Below are 15856 nucleotides of genomic sequence, written 5' to 3'. Positions count from 1 at the left end.
ATGAGATGAGAAAAAGAAGGGGGGATGAGCATGAATATTCTAATTACCGGAGCAAGTGGATTTATCGGAACGGCTCTAGCCAAGTATTTGGCAGATAAACATACAGTGATTTGTCTGTCACGCCAAGCTCCGGAAGGGGCTTTTGCGTATGTTCAGGGTTCTTTTGATTCGGCGGAGGATTTGAGCAGGCTGGACTCGTATGATATTCAGGCGGTGATTCATCTTGCCGCAGTTACTGGCGGATCTACTGAGGAGGAAAGCCTTGCTGTTAATGTGCTGGGAACAAGGAGATTGTACCGATATCTGCTTGACCACGGTTGCCAAAAGTTCATCACAGCGAGCTCCATTGCCGTGGTGGGTGGACTCACTGAGGATTTTATTCCGCTTGAGCTGCCTATCCCAGATGATCATCCCTGTTTGGCAGCGGATGCCTATGGGCTAAGCAAGGCTATGGTCGAGGAGTTGACCCGGTATTTTCATCGCAATCATAAAGATACCGACTTTATCAATCTTCGCTTTGGAGCTGTAGCCTCCCCAGGCTGGATTCCTCCTGTCTTGAAGACAGGATCCAAGCCAACGCTCCCGTTCATCACACTGGGGCATGTCCATGCTGAGGATGTGGTGGAGGGAATTACTGCGGCACTGGAATCTCCACTTAAGCCGGGGGTAAGAACTCTCAATCTGGTTGGGCCGGATGCTAGCAGCAATTTCCCAGTGGCTGAGCTCCTTACCCCGTTGGTGGGGAATGATTATAATTTGGATTATTATCATTTTTCCGGTCAAGAATATAAGCCTTTGTATGCTATGGATCGTTTCAAGGAGGAATTCGGTTTTGTGCCTTCACGATCTACCCGCCATACGATGGGTACAACTTAGAAGGGTTAACACACTGGAAAGATAAAAAAATTCGGATGGTGAATAAAAAGCAGTGATAACGGCGTATATCGCTGCTTTTTATCCAATTCTGAAAGTTTTAACACCTGTAAAATTGGGTTTGCACACTTGACTATTAAGTAAAATGTTTTAATCTATGGTAATGATAGCGCTATCGAAATGATATTAGGGGAGGGGTCACTACGCTTAAATATTCCAATATCTTTCGTAAATTCTTAATCTCCTATGTAGTCATTTTGGTCATTCCCAGCATTGGCGGGTATATGTCCTATCTGACTTCGATTTCTGTGACAGAGTCTATCTCTATTGAGAACGGGGTCACCCAGCTCCAGAAAAGTCAGGAAATATTGGAGCGCCGCATGGCGGAAGTGGAAGGATTTACCAGGCAATTGGCAGTCAACCAGGAGCTAAACGTTCTGATGAATGAAAGAGACAATGAGACGAACGTGTATGGTATTTGGAGAACGATGCGGAATGTCCTGACTTTCGGTCAGACGAATGATTTTTTGCAAAACTATTATATTTACCTCGCCAATTATAATCTTATTCTAACCCCAGGTTCTTCTTACCGACCGGAACATTACTACTCTAATTTCAATTATAAGGATCTTTCGCTACAGGATTGGACCAAAGAAGTACTTGAGAAAACCCACCGCAGTGAAATCAAGCCACTCAGTGACTATGTTAGCAGGGGCATGCAAACCTCCGTTATTACCTATATGCAGTCACTCCCTCTGGATAGTTTCAACGATTCCTCACCAGCTGTCGCGGTAGTGATCATAGACGAGAAAATCATTTCTAGTCTGTTATCTGGTTTAACTGAGCGATACGGAGGCTGGGTTCATATCAGCGATGCTGAAGGAAATACGATTGTCCTGCAGGGAAGTGATGAGCAGAAAATGGCCCATATGACCGCTGATTCGGATTTTGATAAAAACAAGGTTAGTCAGTTCTATGAAGACGATCTAGTGATCACGACTCGTTCCGATTCGAACGGCTGGGTATACCAGACAGGAATTCCCCGGCATATTTTGATGGAGAATGCTAACAAGATCAAGCAAATGTCCATACAAATTACGGGAGGAACATTACTCATCGGCTTGGTAGTTGGACTAATATTAGCTTACCGTAACAGCGCTCCAATCAACCATATGCTTAGCGTCATGAAGGAGCAATTTGGCAAGGAAGAGGCCTCCGCCAAGAATGAATTTGACTTTTTAAGCGGAAATATTGCCAATATGATCACCAAGAATAAGTTGCTGGAAACCGAACTTAATCGTCAGCTTCCGTTGGTCAGGGATGCATTTCTGAAGCGGTTATTAGCGGGTGAATTCAAAACGCATGATGAGATTCTCACTGCCGCTGAGCAGGTGGGGATTAACTTGAAACAGAACACTGGATATGTTGGAATTGTTCAGATTAACGGCTATGCCGGTATGGACAGCGTTGAAATTCTCAATGAGCTGAATGCTTCCCGTTTGCTGCTGAAGCAGTCCCTATCGGATCTCGGAGTGGATGTACTAATGACGGATATGGGCTCCGACAAAGTGGTAACTTTGTTTTTCTCCAAGGAAGAAGAGACCGACAAAGCGTATGAGGCAGAGAATATCACTAACATTCTGGAGAATTTGGCGCAGTACGTTTTTAATGAGTACCGTATTACTACTCAGGCGGGCTTCGGTGATCTTTTTACAGAAATAACGGAGGTTAGCCTTTCCTTTGACCAAGCCAAACAAGCTCTGGAATATGCCGTCTACATGAATAAAAAAGGAATTGTATGGAGTAGCGAAGCCCAAAATGAGAATACGACCTACTATTATCCACTGGATACAGAGCAACGTCTGATCAGTACCATTCGGGCTGGAGAGCTAGAAGAGGCTAAACGGATTGTCCGTGCGATTGTTGCCCAGAACATGGAACAGCGTGAATTATCCATGGAAATGAAGCAACAGCTTGTTGGTGAAATAAAAGGGACGTTTCTTAAGCTTCTGGATCAAAAGGCTTTTACAGAATACCCGGACATCGAGAGTGTGAAGCGGAGGGTCATAGACATTGGTTCATCGGAACGACTCGAAATGATTCAGACCGAATTTTTTGTCATTATGGAAGAACTGTGCGGACTTATTGCAAATAAAAAGAAGGATGTTCATATTCAGATTATTAAGCAGATCAAGGAATATACCGTAGAGAATTATTCGGATACAGAGCTGAGTCTGTACCGGGTAGCTGAACAGGTGGAACGGCCTGAAAAATACATTTCTCAATTGTTTAAAGAGGTTACCGGTGTCAATTTCTCTGATCATCTGATAAAAGTGAGAATGGATCAGGCTGTGATTTTGCTCAAAGATAGTCGGTATACGGTCGATGAGATTGCTATGCGGGTGGGCTATAACAGTTCACATTCTTTCAGACGGGCCTTCAAGCGGTTAATCGGCGTTTCACCGAGCGCTTATAGACAGTCTATTGATGAATAAACAGTTGTTTGGTGAAAATTAAGTATTAGACTGATTCATTAAAAGAAGCAGCGGCGGACCAAGACTTGATAAATAAAGTCTGATATGCTCCCCATACGGTAGACAGGCGAAATAAAAAAACCTGCTACTGTGAGGGGAGCTTATTCATGTCTAGAGGGAAATATAACGCTTTGGAGAAACTCACCATCCTCGAAGAGGTATCGAATGGGGAGATTGGTTTTTTAGCAGCTGCGACGAAATATGGGATTAACAAGACGACTTTAATGAAATGGCAACGTCGATATAAGACACATGGATATAAAGGGTTGGAGCGCCGTACACATCTTCAAAGGTACAGTGCTGAACTGAAGATCCAGGCGGTGAAGGACTATCTTGAGGGGGACTTGTCTCAGTATCAGATCATCGATAAATACAAGATTGCTAGTACGAGGCAGCTCTTCAATTGGATTAACAAGTATAATGGTCATAGCAGCTTAACAGCCTACAAAGGGGAAAGAACAGCTATGACAAAAGGGCGAACTACGGCTTGGCAAGAACGGATCGAAATCGTTCAGTATTGTCTGAGCAATCAATATGATTACCAAAAGACAGCTGGACAGTTTCAGGTCTCCTATCAGCAAGTATACCAATGGGTGAAGAAGTTTGAAGGTGGCGGCCAGGATGCATTAAAGGATGGTCGAGGAAGAAAAAAAGCCCCAGAAGAGTTAACGGCGGCCGACCAACAGAAACTCAAGATGAAGCAAATGGAGTACGAAATTGAGCGACTTCGGACGGAAAATGCATTTTTAAAAAAGTTAGAGGAACTAGAAAGAAGGCGACGCTAAATCAAACACGGCAGGAAACGATCTACCTTGCCATTCAAGCACTTCAAAAGGACGTGTCAGCAAGCGTTCAACTGCTATGCGAAATTGCAGGAATTGCACGCTCAAGCTATTACAAATGGCTAAATCGCAAGCCCAGCCCTCGTGAGCAGGAGAATGAGCAGTTGATCCATGTAATGATGACCATCTATGAGAAAGTGGAGCGCACTTTTGGGTACCGTCAATTAACTCTGCATATGCGCAGACAAACCGAAAAAACCATTAACCACAAGCGCGTAAAGCGGCTAATGAAGGTCATGGGAATTCAGTCCGTTATTCGGAGAAAGAGGAAAAAGTATGCCAATGCTACTCCACAACAGGTCGCGGAGAACGTCCTAAACCGCAACTTCCATGCGGATACGCCGAATGAAAAGTGGCTCACCGATGTAACGGAATTCAAGTATGGCAACGGCCAGAAAGCGTATTTAAGCGCTATTCTCGATCTCCATGATAAATCCATCGTCTCTTATGTATTAGGGCGTTCCAATAACAATCCACTTGTATTCCAAACGTTGAAACTCGCCTTACAAGAAGCCCCAGAAAACAGCCCATTGCTTCATAGCGATAGAGGCTATCAGTACACTTCACTGAGCTTTAAGAAGCTTCTGGATGGCAACAAAATGGTTCAGAGTATGTCCCGAGTTGGGCGATGCATCGATAACGGTCCAATGGAATCCTTCTGGGGGACCTTAAAATGTGAGAAGTATTATTTGCACAAGTACCATACCTTTGAAGAGCTTAAAAGGGACATTGAGGCCTACATTCACTTTTACAATTACGAACGGTTACAAGCAAAATTAAACGGCCGTAGTCCGATGGAATTTAGGACCAAGGCCGTTTAAACGATTTTGATTATTTGTACTGTCTACTTGACGGGGTGCAGTTCAGTCTTAGACTGCCGCTGTTGTCGTTCAACTAACGTTTCCCGATAGCTTTGAGGATCGCCGACGGTCTATGGATCACCGATCTCTGATCTCCGATATACGTGTCTACTTTACTTTATTTAATAAGCTTGTCACCATTCTGCTCAATGTCCCTTGATCGACGAAAGGAGCAAGACTTGCCAGCAGATCTGGGCTAAGATGTTCAGCTTCGACTCCACCAATCAACTTCTCGAGATTCTCCCTGTCCAGAAAAGGTGTGAGGCTTATGATCTGGTCCGCATCGATAGTGCCGTCTGCAACCCGGTCTACCAAGCGGTTTAATGTTTCTCTGCTAATAAAGGGTGCCAGCCCTTGAACGGAATGCCAGCTCAAGCTGCTCTCTTCTGCTTGTTGTACCAAGCGATCTACATGTTCTCTTTCCAGAAATGGGGCAATCCCAACAAGATTGTGCACTTCTAAGGAACCGTCAATCGATTTATCTACCAGTCGACTTAATGTGTCGCTGCTGACGAACGGAGCGAGTCCAGTAATAGTATTCCACACAATTTCGCCCTCTTCTGCCTGACGAACCAGTTCATCCAATGTACCTGTTCCAAGGAACGGAGCCAGCTTCATGATCACGTCTAACTTAAGGACGCTGCTGTCTAATCGTTCTGTAACCTTATGCAGAGCGCTTGCTTTTACAAACGGCGCTACTTCTACAAGCTCCTCCAGCTCCGCCTCTCCGGTATTGACCATCTCTGCAACTTGTTCCGGCCTGTTCTCTGCGATCTCCTCAACGATCGTTCCTAGGTGCGGGTGCTCCCGAATTTCTGTATTGTCTCCTGCATTTAAAATGTCGTCTACCGTTTTGCCGAATAATCTCGCAAACTTCGGAAGCGTTCCGATATCCGGTAGCGAGTCGCCCCGTTCCCATTTCGATACCGCTTGATGACTTACATTCAGTTGATCGGCAAGTTCCAATTGGGTCAAATCCTGGTCTTTGCGAAGCTTCGAAATATAAGCTCCAATTTTACGCAAGTCGAGCATTGTATACCTCCAATAAAACAAAATGTACAGTGCGCACTGTCAAAAACAGCATAGCATTTCTGCAAACGCAATCCTATCAAGCGTTGGTTGAATTGTCTCATGCGCTTTATTCAACTGCCGGTAGAATTGTCCAGATTGAAAATCTCCAGAGAGGGTCCTGATTCCGGAAAAATGGCCGTTCTACAGCTATTTTGTTCTCCCTGAATAGGGTTATTTGTACGCTGAAATGCCCAAGTGTACCTTTTCTTTGGGGATAAAAGTCAATTATGATCAACTCGTAGAAAGCGCTATCATAAACTACTGGCGGTTGCTTAGGGGGGATTGTTCTGGAGAAAGAAATAGTATTACATCACAAGTCGTTACCGAAGCGTAAGGGCTCTGTATTTTTACAAAATGCTCGTAGAAGTATGAAAAAGCACTGGCAGCTACATTTGCTCGTGATTCCACCTCTGTTATTTTTCCTCATTTTTAAGTATTATCCAATGCTGAATGCGGTTCTAGCCTTCAAGGACTACAACGTGATTAAAGGAATATGGGGAAGTCCATGGGTTGGATTTCATAATTTTCGATTATTTTTTGATAATCCACAGTTTTGGACGCTGCTCAAGAACACCATCATGCTTAGTGGTTACCTGCTGCTGGCGGGATTTCCAATTCCGATTATCCTTGCGCTCATGATTAATGAATTGCGCGGGGGAAGGTTCAAAAAGTTCGTCCAGCTGGTCTCATTTGCGCCTTATTTCATCTCGACGGTTGTCATGGTGTCCATTATTATGCTATTTATGGCACCTCGTCTTGGATTTGCGAACATCGCTCTCAACTTCTTCGGTTTGGAGTCGATCAATTTCCTTGGAGAACCGGGAATGTTTCGTTCGATTTATGTCTGGTCTGATATTTGGCAGACTGCGGGCTACAGTGCCGTTATCTATTTAGCAGCGCTTGCCGGTATAGATCCTACGCTTTATGAGGCAGCCAAAGTCGATGGCGCTTCACGCTTTCAAAAAATTCGTTATATTGATCTGCCAGGTATTGTGCCTACCATCGTCATCATCCTGATTTTGAATGTTGGGAATGTCATGGCTATTGGCTTTGAGAAGGTCTATCTTCTGCAGAACCCGCTCAATCTGGCGAATTCCGAGATCATTGCCACTTATGTCTACCGGGTCGGTTTGCTGAACGCCAATTATAGCTTTGCAACTGCGGTTGGTCTATTCAACTCGGTAATCAACCTTATTTTGTTGCTTACGGTGAATGGCTTGGCTAAACGCATCACAAACAACAGCATCTGGTAGGAAAGGAGCAACCACATGGCAGCAGTTCAACAAAAAATTAAAGAATCAACTGGCGATAAGCTATTTCTGACCACTATTTATATTCTACTCAGCCTCGTGGTCATCGCGGTGATTTATCCGCTAATTTTTATCATCAGCAGCTCGATTAGCAGTCCAGCAGCCGTTACCTCCGGTCGAGTCTGGTTATGGCCTGTAGATATTTCCTTCAAAGGTTTCAAGGTTCTGCTAAATACACCTGAGATCATTACAGGCTACGGCAACTCCATTTTTTATACAGCCGCAGGGACGTTCATTAGTGTTGTGCTTACGATCATGATCGCGTACCCTTTATCACGCAGAGGTTTCTTCGGACGCAACACTTTGATGATGATCATCACCTTTACGATGATTTTCAGTGGCGGGCTGATTCCGACCTATATGGTCGTGAAGGAACTCCATTTGATTGATACCCGCTGGGCACTGCTGATACCAAACGCGATTTGGGTATGGCAGGTCATTATTGCCCGGTCATTCTTTCAATCCTCCATTCCGGAGGAGCTGCTGGAAGCCAGCGAAATCGATGGTTGCAGTGATATGCGGTTTGTCTGGAGCGTTGTCATTCCATTATCGAAGCCCATTATCGCGGTGTTAGTCCTTATGTATGCGGTAGGACAGTGGAATGCATACTTTGACGCTTTGATTTATTTGAAATCAGCGAATTTGTTCCCGCTTCAGCTTGTCTTACGAAGCATCATCATCCAGAACAACAGTGCAGGTACAATGGATGCGATGAAAATGGTGGAGCGGCAGCAGCTTGCTGAGCTACTCAAATATGCACTTATAGTTATCGCTACTCTGCCTGTACTTGTTATCTATCCGTTTGTTCAGCGTTATTTTGTCCAAGGAATGCTGGTCGGTTCAGTTAAAGGTTAATTCACAGCTTTCAAAATCTGGAGAGGGGGAGAGGCACGCAGTAAAATGACAGAAAGATATCGTACTTGCCTAAATTATAAAAGGGAGTGATCGGATTTGAAGAAAAGTATGATGACCTTGTCATTGGTGCTGGTATTAATTCTTACGGTGGTGTTAAGCGGATGTGCTAATAAAAATACAGATAACACATCCTCGGCACCTGCTGACTCAGGTAACTCGGAATCAGCAAGCAAACCGGTGGAAATCAGCGTGTTCTCGGTTCAGGAATCCGGGATCGATGTTCCTACCAATAAATTTTCGAAATTTGTGGAAGACAAATTCAATATTAAATTCAAATGGGAAATCAACCCTTCAGACGGAGCCAAGGAAAAGCGCCAAATCTCACTTGCTAGTGGCGATTACCCTGATGCTTACCTGCTTACTCACTATATCGATCAGTTCTCACAGGCAGATCTTCTGAAGTATGGCAAACAGGGCGTACTGATTCCTCTGAACGATCTAATTGATAAATATGCTCCGAATATTAAAGCGGCTATGGAAAAGAACGATAATTTGAGAACGCTTAACACAGCGCCTGATGGTAATATCTACGGGCTTGTCGCTTACACAGAGTGCTTTCACTGCTCCTATCCGAGCAAAATGTGGCTCAATACCGAGTGGCTGAAGAAGCTGAATCTGGAAATGCCGAAGACAACCGAAGAATTCAAAAAAGTGCTGGAAGCTTTCAAAACACAAGATCCGAACGGGAATGGAAAAGCAGATGAAGTGCCGCTAAGTGGCTCTATTGAGGAGTTTGGTGTACGCATTGTACCATTCCTCATGAATGCATTTGTATACGATGATGACCGCAATTATCTGAACATGATGGATGGAAAAGTTCAATCGGCGGCTGTCACACCGGAGTGGAAGGAAGGCCTGACCTATATCAAATCTCTGTTTGACGCAGGTTTGATTGATCCAGGGGCATTCACACAGAATGCGGAAGCCTTTAAGAAAATCGGTGAAAATGCCGATGCGGAAATTCTGGGCGCTGGTGCGGGCATGCACCCTGCGATTTTCGTCAATATTGATCCGGGCAATAGAAGCTCGGCACACTACAATCCTGTACCACCGATTAGCGGACCGGAAGGTATCTCCTATGCGACTCATGATGCAGGTGGCGTATCCCCAGGAGCGAAATTTGTCATCACCAACAAAGCTAGCGAGGAAGCACAGATCGCTTTAATTAAAATGGTAGACTACATGTTTACTTCTGAAGGACAGACCAATGGTGGCAGTGGTATGAAGGGCATTGATTGGACTGATCCAGAAGAAGGCGACGTAGCACTGGACAAAGATGTTAAACCAGTGATCAAGACCATTCCTATGGCGGAGGGCGAAGCGCCGCGCAATGCGGGTTGGAGCGGCATGGGTCACTTCTATATGCCAAAAGAGTACCGTGATACCTTCGTTCAAGCTACTGACATCTACGCTTCCAGCGGTTATGAACGCAGATTGTATGATGCGACTCTGCTGTATGAGGGACATGAGCCTAAAGAATTATTCCCGATCTGGTCGATTTGGATTGATCCAAGCGAAATCGATGAAGCGAGCTTACTGCAAACCAACATCAAGAATTACATTGAGCAAAATCAGCTTCAATTCATCACGGGCAACAAGGATCTTAATAAAGATTGGGATGCTTATATAAAAGGTCTGAAAGACTTGAAGCTAGATCGTTATCTCGAAATCTTGCAAAAGGCTTACGAAACTTCTAAAAAATAAAATATTGAAATCAGAATCAGGTGCTGTAAGATATACCCCAGCACCTGATTTCTTGATTTCAAGGAAAAATATACATTTTTATTTACGGAGGATCAGTCATGACAGAAGAGAAACATTGCAATCATCAATTTGTGGTTCCAAGACGGGGACTACCGAATACAAGTGTCAGACTTGCGGGAAAGGAGCCGGTGACTGTCGCCTTTTTGGGTGGTTCCATTACAGAAGGGGCAGGTGCTTCCGACGCGGACACATTTAGCTGGAGAGCGCTGACTGATAAGTATCTGCAGGAGCGATTTGCGAATCATGAATTCCGCTTCATCAATGCGGGAGTGGGTGGAACGAATTCCACGCTGGGCGCTCACCGATTACAGTCGCATGTCCTGGAATACGGCAAGATTGATCTTCTATTCGTTGAATTTAGCGTCAATGACGGCAACGACCGGGAAGAATCCATTAGAGGTCTGGAAGGAATTGTGCGCCAGTGCAGACGGTTGTCGCCCGGCACTGACATTTGCTTCTTGTATACGGCAGCAGAGAAGAATCTGTCAGGGAGCAATCCCTTTAACATTGCCGTCCACGAAGAAGTAGCTGAGCATTACGATCTTCCATCTGTTAATTTTGCAGCTAGAGTTTATACACAGACCCAGGCCGGACAAATGGAGTGGACTGAGCTGGCTCCGGATGGATATCACCCCAATGATGACGGACATGCGCTGTATGCTTCTTTTTTACAGGAATATTTGGATGCAGCTCTTGTTCCTGATAACACACATTCAAATACCGGAAGCGCGTTAAGTATTGCTCCTCTGGAGGAGCAAAATTATGAATACGGTAATTTACTGGATTTCAGAGGCGCTGATCATGCAGATGGGTTCGAGCTACGCGAGCTTACCCCTGATGATCCACTGATGAACTGGCGATTTGGAACGGAGCATTTATATACAGATAGCAAAGAGGCATCTTTTTCTTACACAGTAACCGGACAGAGTGTGGGTCTGCTGCTGCTCTACGGCCCGGACAGTGGGATATTCGAATATTCGCTCAATGGCGGTCCCTTTCATGCGGTTAACTTATTCGATGAATGGTGTCCGCTTGCGTTTCGGCCTATTATTGCTATGTTCGGAATCGAGGAACAACGTCAGGAATTGCAAGTAACCGTGCGAATTACAGGGGAAAAGGATGAACAGAGTAAAGGCACCAGTCTGCGCATTTTGCAGCTAATGTACAATTGATTATTCTAACCTAGAGGATTATACTGCCTCTTATTAAGCGTTTACAATGCTAAGAAAGTTGGTGTTGATCATTTCTTTTACAGAACACAGCGTCGATTCTTCTCCTATCGTAATCCGCCTGACTGATTATGGTGTTCTGCCAGATTCCGGCTTGGATGCTCAGCCAGCCATGACAAGAGCTATTGAGGCAGCCGCCGAAATAACTGGGCCGGTCCTGCTGGATTGTCCAAAAGGCTGCTATCATTTCTATCCGGAAGCGGCCATCCGAGCACCCTACTACATTTCCAACACTACCAGTGAAGAAGAGAATCCTGATGTCACCAAGACTATAGGAATTCTCTTAAAGGGGCTGCACAATTTAACATTTGAGGGCAATGACTCTACATTTATCTTCCATGGCAAGCAGACTATGTTCTTGCTGGATGGATGCAAAAATGTAGAGATTCGTAATTTACATACCGACTATGCCCGGCCGACTGTGACAGAGATGGAGATTACTGAAAGCGGTACTCATTATTTCGATGTCCAGGTTCACCCCGATTCGCGGTATGAGATCAGGGATGACAAGCTGGTCTGGATCGGTGAGGGCTGGAGCTTCTCGGAAGGACCAATGCAGACCTACGATCCATTGCGCAATACGACTTGGCGGGTGGACAACTGGTCGGAGCTGGCTGATTCGGTTGAAGAGCTGGAGCCGATGAAGCTCCGCTTGCATTTTGATCATGGGCCTGAGGTTGTCCCCGGGCAAGTCCTGCAAAGCCGTGATGGTATTCGCGATCAGGTAGGTGTCTTCATTGTGGAGAGCGCTAACATCACCTTCAGCGATGTGGGGCTGCATTTTTTACACGGACTTGGTGTTGTAGGGCAGTTCAGCGACAATCTCACCTTTCAACGCATGGATATTTCGCCGCGCCTGGAGACAGGCCGAACGGTTACTGGCTTTGCGGATTTCATCCACATGTCCAGCTGCCGAGGTAAAATAACTGTTGCGGACAGCCGTTTTTCCGGTTCTCATGATGACGTCGTCAATGTCCATGGTACCTATCTATGGATCGTGGAGCAGCTGTCTGCGAATAGGGTGAAGGCTCGGTTCATGCATCCGCAGACTTACGGTTTTATGGCCTTCCATCCGGGAGACGAAATTGAATTTGTTCGTTCTGGCTCTCTGACTACCTATGCTGCTAATGAAGTGATAGAGGTTACGCGTCTCAATCCACGCGAGCTAATACTGACTTTAGCACAGTCTATTCCTGAGGGGATTGGCAGCCATGATGTGATCGAGAATGTAACCTGGACACCGGAGGTTGAAGTCGTAAATAATCACCTCGCGCGGGTACCGACCCGCGGTATCCTTGTGACAACCCGGCGTAAAGTAGAGATTAAGGGGAATGTTTTTGATCGGATGCAAATGAATGCGATTCTGGTTGCCCTGGATGCGGAGTCTTGGTATGAGTCTGGCAAGGTGGAGGATGTAACCATCGCCGAGAATCATTTTATTGAATGCGGGGGCATCGAGCATCCGGTTATTTTCATTTCGCCAGAGAACACAGAGGTTGATGAGAGCACTCCTGTTCATCAGGGTATAGTTATTAAGAACAACAGGTTCGAGACTGGTGAAACGTTAGTCCTTAGTGCCAAGAGCACCCGCGGACTGGTCTTCAGTGCTAACGAAATTGTCATGGGTGGGGAAAGTACGAACTGTCTTTCCAGTGTTGCGGATGCGATACGTTTAATCGCCTGTAGCGAGGTCGATATTCAGGATAATTAATTCAATGAGCTAGGGCAGGTTGTGTTAGATCGCGATATGGATCGGTAGATCGATGTATAGAAAACGCTTTATCTGATCTTTATAATGAGGGCAGACTTGGGGGAATACATTATTTAATTCATGACAGATCGTGAGGGAGAGAACCAATGAAACTTCAATATGACAAGCCAGCAAATGTATGGACCGAAGGGCTTCCGATTGGGAATGGCCGTCTGGGTGGTATGATCTTCGGCGGTGTGGAACAGGAGAAAGTCAGTCTAAACGAGGATACATTATGGTCGGGATTCCCGAAGGATGGGAACAATCCAGGTGCTAAGGAAGCTTTGCCAAAGGTTCGAAAGCTGATTCAGGAGGGCCGGTATACAGAAGCGGACACCCTGACTAGAGAGATGCTAGGTCCGTACACCCAATCATATCTGCCTTTCGGAGATTTACTACTTCGTTTTGAGCATGGTGGTGTTTATCAATCCTATCGGCGGACATTAGATATTGAACATGCGGTTCACCGCATTGAATACAAGATTGGTAATGTTACTTATACCCGTGAGATGTTCGCTTCACATCCTGATCAGTTGCTCGTGCTGCGTCTGACTGCAAGTGCACCGGGAGCGCTGAATGTACATGCTACACTAGATAGTTCGCTTCGGCATAGCCTTTACGCTCAGGGTGATAACTTTGTACTCTCGGGAACTGCACCGGAGCATGTTGATCCAAGCTATTTTTGGAGTGACAATCCGATCCAATACGGAGAACCTGGCAAGAGCAAGGGCATGGCCTTTGAAGGACAACTCTCCGTAGTAGCAGAGGATGGGGAAGTTACCGTTGACGGTAGTGGAATTCATCTGTTGGGAGGAACGGCTGCAACCTTCTATTTCAGCGCGGCTACAGGCTTTAATGGCTTTGACAAAATCCCGGGAGCTGAGGGGAAAGATGCTTCTGCTATTGCAGCTTCTTACTTGGCAGATGTGAATGGAAAGTCTTACGACAGCTTGCTTCAAGCGCATGTCGAGGATTATCGATCACTTTTTGACCGAGTGAAGCTCCAATTAGGTAAGACACAAGCCCCGGAGTCGATGTCCACGGAGCAACGGATTACGACATACGCGGCACAAGACCCTGGTCTTGTCGAGTTGCTGTTTCATTACGGGCGCTATTTGATGATCGCAAGCTCGCGCCCCGGAACACAGGCTACTAATCTGCAGGGAATATGGAATGCGGTTACCCGTCCGCCGTGGAGTAGCAACTATACACTGAACATCAATACAGAGATGAATTATTGGCCAGCTGAAATTTGTAATCTGGCGGAATGTCATGAGCCGTTGTTGGATATGATCGGAAATTTGGCGAAGATGGGTGCGGAGACTGCTCAAGTCAACTATGGTGCCCGAGGCTGGGTGGCTCATCATAATACGGATCTTTGGGCACAGACAGCACCGGTCGGGGATTATGGTGACGGAGATCCAAGCTGGGCTTACTGGACGATGAGTGGCGTTTGGCTGACACAACATCTCTGGGAGCATTATGCTTTTGGCGGGGACGAGGAATATTTACGGACTTCCGCTTATCCTGTGATGAAGGAGGCGGCTCTGTTTGCACTGGATTGGCTTATTGACGATGGTAACGGAAGGCTTATGACCTCCCCATCCACTTCACCAGAGCATAAATTCCAGACAGCGGAGGGCTTGGCTGCAGTCAGCGCAGGTGCTACTATGGATATTTCGCTCATCTGGGAGCTGTTTACGAATTGTATCGAGGCTTCGGAAACGCTTGGAACGGATGAGGATTTGCGTGCAGAATTGGTAAGTGCTCGTGAACGTTTATTGCCACTGCAGGTTGGTAAGTACGGACAGTTGCAGGAATGGTCCTTAGACTTTGAGGATGAAGATATGTATCACAGACATACCTCGCATTTGGTCGGTATCTATCCGGGCCGGCAGTTGTCAGAAGAAGAGACCCCTGAGCTGTTCGCTGCCGCCAAAACTTCGCTTGAACGGCGTGGGGACGAGAGCACGGGTTGGAGTCTGGGCTGGAGAGTTGCGCTCTGGAGCCGCTTCCGGGATGGCAACCGCTCACTACGACTGCTCTCAAACATGCTGCGGCTGGTGAAGGACGGGGAGTCCGAACAGTATAGTCACGGCGGGGTTTATGCCAATCTGCTTGGCGCCCATCCACCGTTCCAAATTGATGGTAACTTCGCCGCTTCTGCCGGAATTGCTGAGATGCTACTGCAATCTCACCTCGGGTATCTCGATCTGCTGCCTGCACTGCCAGATGAATGGCAGGAGGGAAGCGTGGCGGGGCTACGTGCCCGCGGTGGCTTTGAAGTTAGCATTCAGTGGGATAAAGGTCATCTCGTGGAAGCACAGATTACCTCCCTTCTAGGCAATGAATGTGTGATCCGCACAGATGCTTCGCTCATGGTGAGTAATGGCGGCAACGAGATGGAATTTGACCGCTCCGTAGATGGAACGGTGAGCTTTCCAACGACCGCAGGTCAGACCTACAAGCTTATAGTTGGTAAGCAATAATAGTCAGTTTCATACGAATATGGACAGCAGCAGAGACCTGAATTACAGGTCCTGCTGCTGTTTTTTTGTACGAATATAATGCTGATCAACAATTAGGGAAAAACTCCCTGAAATTCGGAGATTTTTGCTCGCAAGACTAACAATCAGGGAATTTCTCCCTGAAATTCATCCGATCTGGTGGTGAATTTGGAATTCACTCTGTTTTTTAGGGAGGAATTC

The 15856-nt window shown here is 46.1% G+C and carries 11 protein-coding genes; 10 read left to right on the top strand and 1 reads right to left on the bottom strand.

Going from position 1 to position 15856, the window contains the following annotated elements; translation table 11 throughout:
• The first annotated feature begins 30 nt into the window (after positions 1-30).
• From MHI27_RS23170 to MHI27_RS23155, 4 genes are all read left to right on the top strand, one after another.
• On the top strand, positions 31-876 hold the full coding sequence (locus MHI27_RS23170) for an NAD-dependent epimerase/dehydratase family protein (RefSeq protein ID WP_405174806.1): 846 nt from the start codon (positions 31-33) through the stop codon (positions 874-876).
• 281 nt (positions 877-1157) lie between these two features.
• Entirely contained in the window at positions 1158-3368 is a 2211-nt protein-coding gene (locus tag MHI27_RS23165; protein ID WP_341128890.1) for a helix-turn-helix domain-containing protein, read from the top strand.
• A 146-nt stretch (positions 3369-3514) separates the two neighbouring features.
• Positions 3515-4192, top strand: coding sequence for a helix-turn-helix domain-containing protein (locus MHI27_RS23160; protein WP_405174805.1), 678 nt, complete (start codon positions 3515-3517; stop codon positions 4190-4192).
• Positions 4150-5070 carry an IS3 family transposase gene (locus MHI27_RS23155; protein WP_143759616.1) on the top strand — a complete coding sequence of 307 codons (921 nt, stop codon included), beginning with the start codon at positions 4150-4152 and terminating at the stop codon, positions 5068-5070. The genes MHI27_RS23160 and MHI27_RS23155 overlap by 43 nt, the downstream gene beginning before the upstream one ends.
• A 147-nt stretch (positions 5071-5217) precedes the next feature.
• On the opposite strand, the gene MHI27_RS23150 is transcribed toward MHI27_RS23155, so the two are convergent.
• Positions 5218-6141, bottom strand: a complete 924-nt coding sequence (locus MHI27_RS23150) for a helix-turn-helix transcriptional regulator (protein WP_341128889.1) — start codon at positions 6139-6141, stop codon at positions 5218-5220.
• Positions 6142-6548: 407 nt separating this feature from the next.
• Between MHI27_RS23150 and MHI27_RS23145 the strand changes: the two genes are divergently transcribed.
• The 6 genes from MHI27_RS23145 to MHI27_RS23120 all read left to right on the top strand — a co-directional run bounded on the left by MHI27_RS23145 (position 6549) and on the right by MHI27_RS23120 (position 15637).
• The gene (locus MHI27_RS23145) at positions 6549-7433 is read left to right on the top strand and encodes a sugar ABC transporter permease (protein WP_143759569.1); all 885 of its coding nucleotides are present in this window, start codon (positions 6549-6551) and stop codon (positions 7431-7433) included.
• Between the two features lie 15 nt (positions 7434-7448).
• Positions 7449-8345, top strand: a complete 897-nt coding sequence (locus MHI27_RS23140) for a carbohydrate ABC transporter permease (RefSeq protein WP_042190759.1) — start codon at positions 7449-7451, stop codon at positions 8343-8345.
• A gap of 108 nt (positions 8346-8453) precedes the next feature.
• Positions 8454-10109, top strand: a complete 1656-nt coding sequence (locus MHI27_RS23135) for an extracellular solute-binding protein (RefSeq protein WP_042194338.1) — start codon at positions 8454-8456, stop codon at positions 10107-10109.
• Positions 10110-10207: 98 nt separating this feature from the next.
• Entirely contained in the window at positions 10208-11341 is a 1134-nt protein-coding gene (locus tag MHI27_RS23130) for an SGNH/GDSL hydrolase family protein (protein WP_405174804.1), read from the top strand.
• Positions 11342-11387: 46 nt separating this feature from the next.
• Positions 11388-13109: a right-handed parallel beta-helix repeat-containing protein gene (locus MHI27_RS23125; protein ID WP_405174803.1), complete on the top strand. Its 1722-nt coding sequence runs from the start codon at positions 11388-11390 to the stop codon at positions 13107-13109.
• Between the two features lie 146 nt (positions 13110-13255).
• Positions 13256-15637, top strand: a complete 2382-nt coding sequence (locus tag MHI27_RS23120) for a glycosyl hydrolase family 95 catalytic domain-containing protein (RefSeq protein WP_405174802.1) — start codon at positions 13256-13258, stop codon at positions 15635-15637.
• The last annotated feature ends 219 nt before the right edge of the window (positions 15638-15856 follow it).

It is taken from the genome of Paenibacillus sp. FSL H8-0261, assembly GCF_045040645.1.
Lineage (GTDB): Bacteria > Bacillota > Bacilli > Paenibacillales > Paenibacillaceae > Paenibacillus_AQ.
The sequence above is the reverse complement of the archived record's forward strand: the minus strand, read 5'-3'. Positions and strand labels throughout refer to the sequence as shown.

Bases quoted from the DNA above. Each gene is read 5' to 3' on its own strand.
- MHI27_RS23145 (WP_143759569.1), top strand. From the start codon at position 6,549: ATGAAAAAGCACTGGCAGCTACATTTGCTCGTGATTCCACCTCTGTTA.
- MHI27_RS23170 (WP_405174806.1), top strand. From the start codon at position 31: ATGAATATTCTAATTACCGGAGCAAGTGGATTTATCGGAACGGCTCTA.
- MHI27_RS23130 (WP_405174804.1), top strand. From the start codon at position 10,208: ATGACAGAAGAGAAACATTGCAATCATCAATTTGTGGTTCCAAGACGG.
- MHI27_RS23165 (WP_341128890.1), top strand. From the start codon at position 1,158: ATGTCCTATCTGACTTCGATTTCTGTGACAGAGTCTATCTCTATTGAG.
- MHI27_RS23160 (WP_405174805.1), top strand. From the start codon at position 3,515: ATGTCTAGAGGGAAATATAACGCTTTGGAGAAACTCACCATCCTCGAA.
- MHI27_RS23135 (WP_042194338.1), top strand. From the start codon at position 8,454: ATGATGACCTTGTCATTGGTGCTGGTATTAATTCTTACGGTGGTGTTA.
- MHI27_RS23120 (WP_405174802.1), top strand. From the start codon at position 13,256: ATGAAACTTCAATATGACAAGCCAGCAAATGTATGGACCGAAGGGCTT.
- MHI27_RS23125 (WP_405174803.1), top strand. From the start codon at position 11,388: ATGCTAAGAAAGTTGGTGTTGATCATTTCTTTTACAGAACACAGCGTC.
- MHI27_RS23150 (WP_341128889.1), bottom strand. From the start codon at position 6,141: ATGCTCGACTTGCGTAAAATTGGAGCTTATATTTCGAAGCTTCGCAAA.
- MHI27_RS23140 (WP_042190759.1), top strand. From the start codon at position 7,449: ATGGCAGCAGTTCAACAAAAAATTAAAGAATCAACTGGCGATAAGCTA.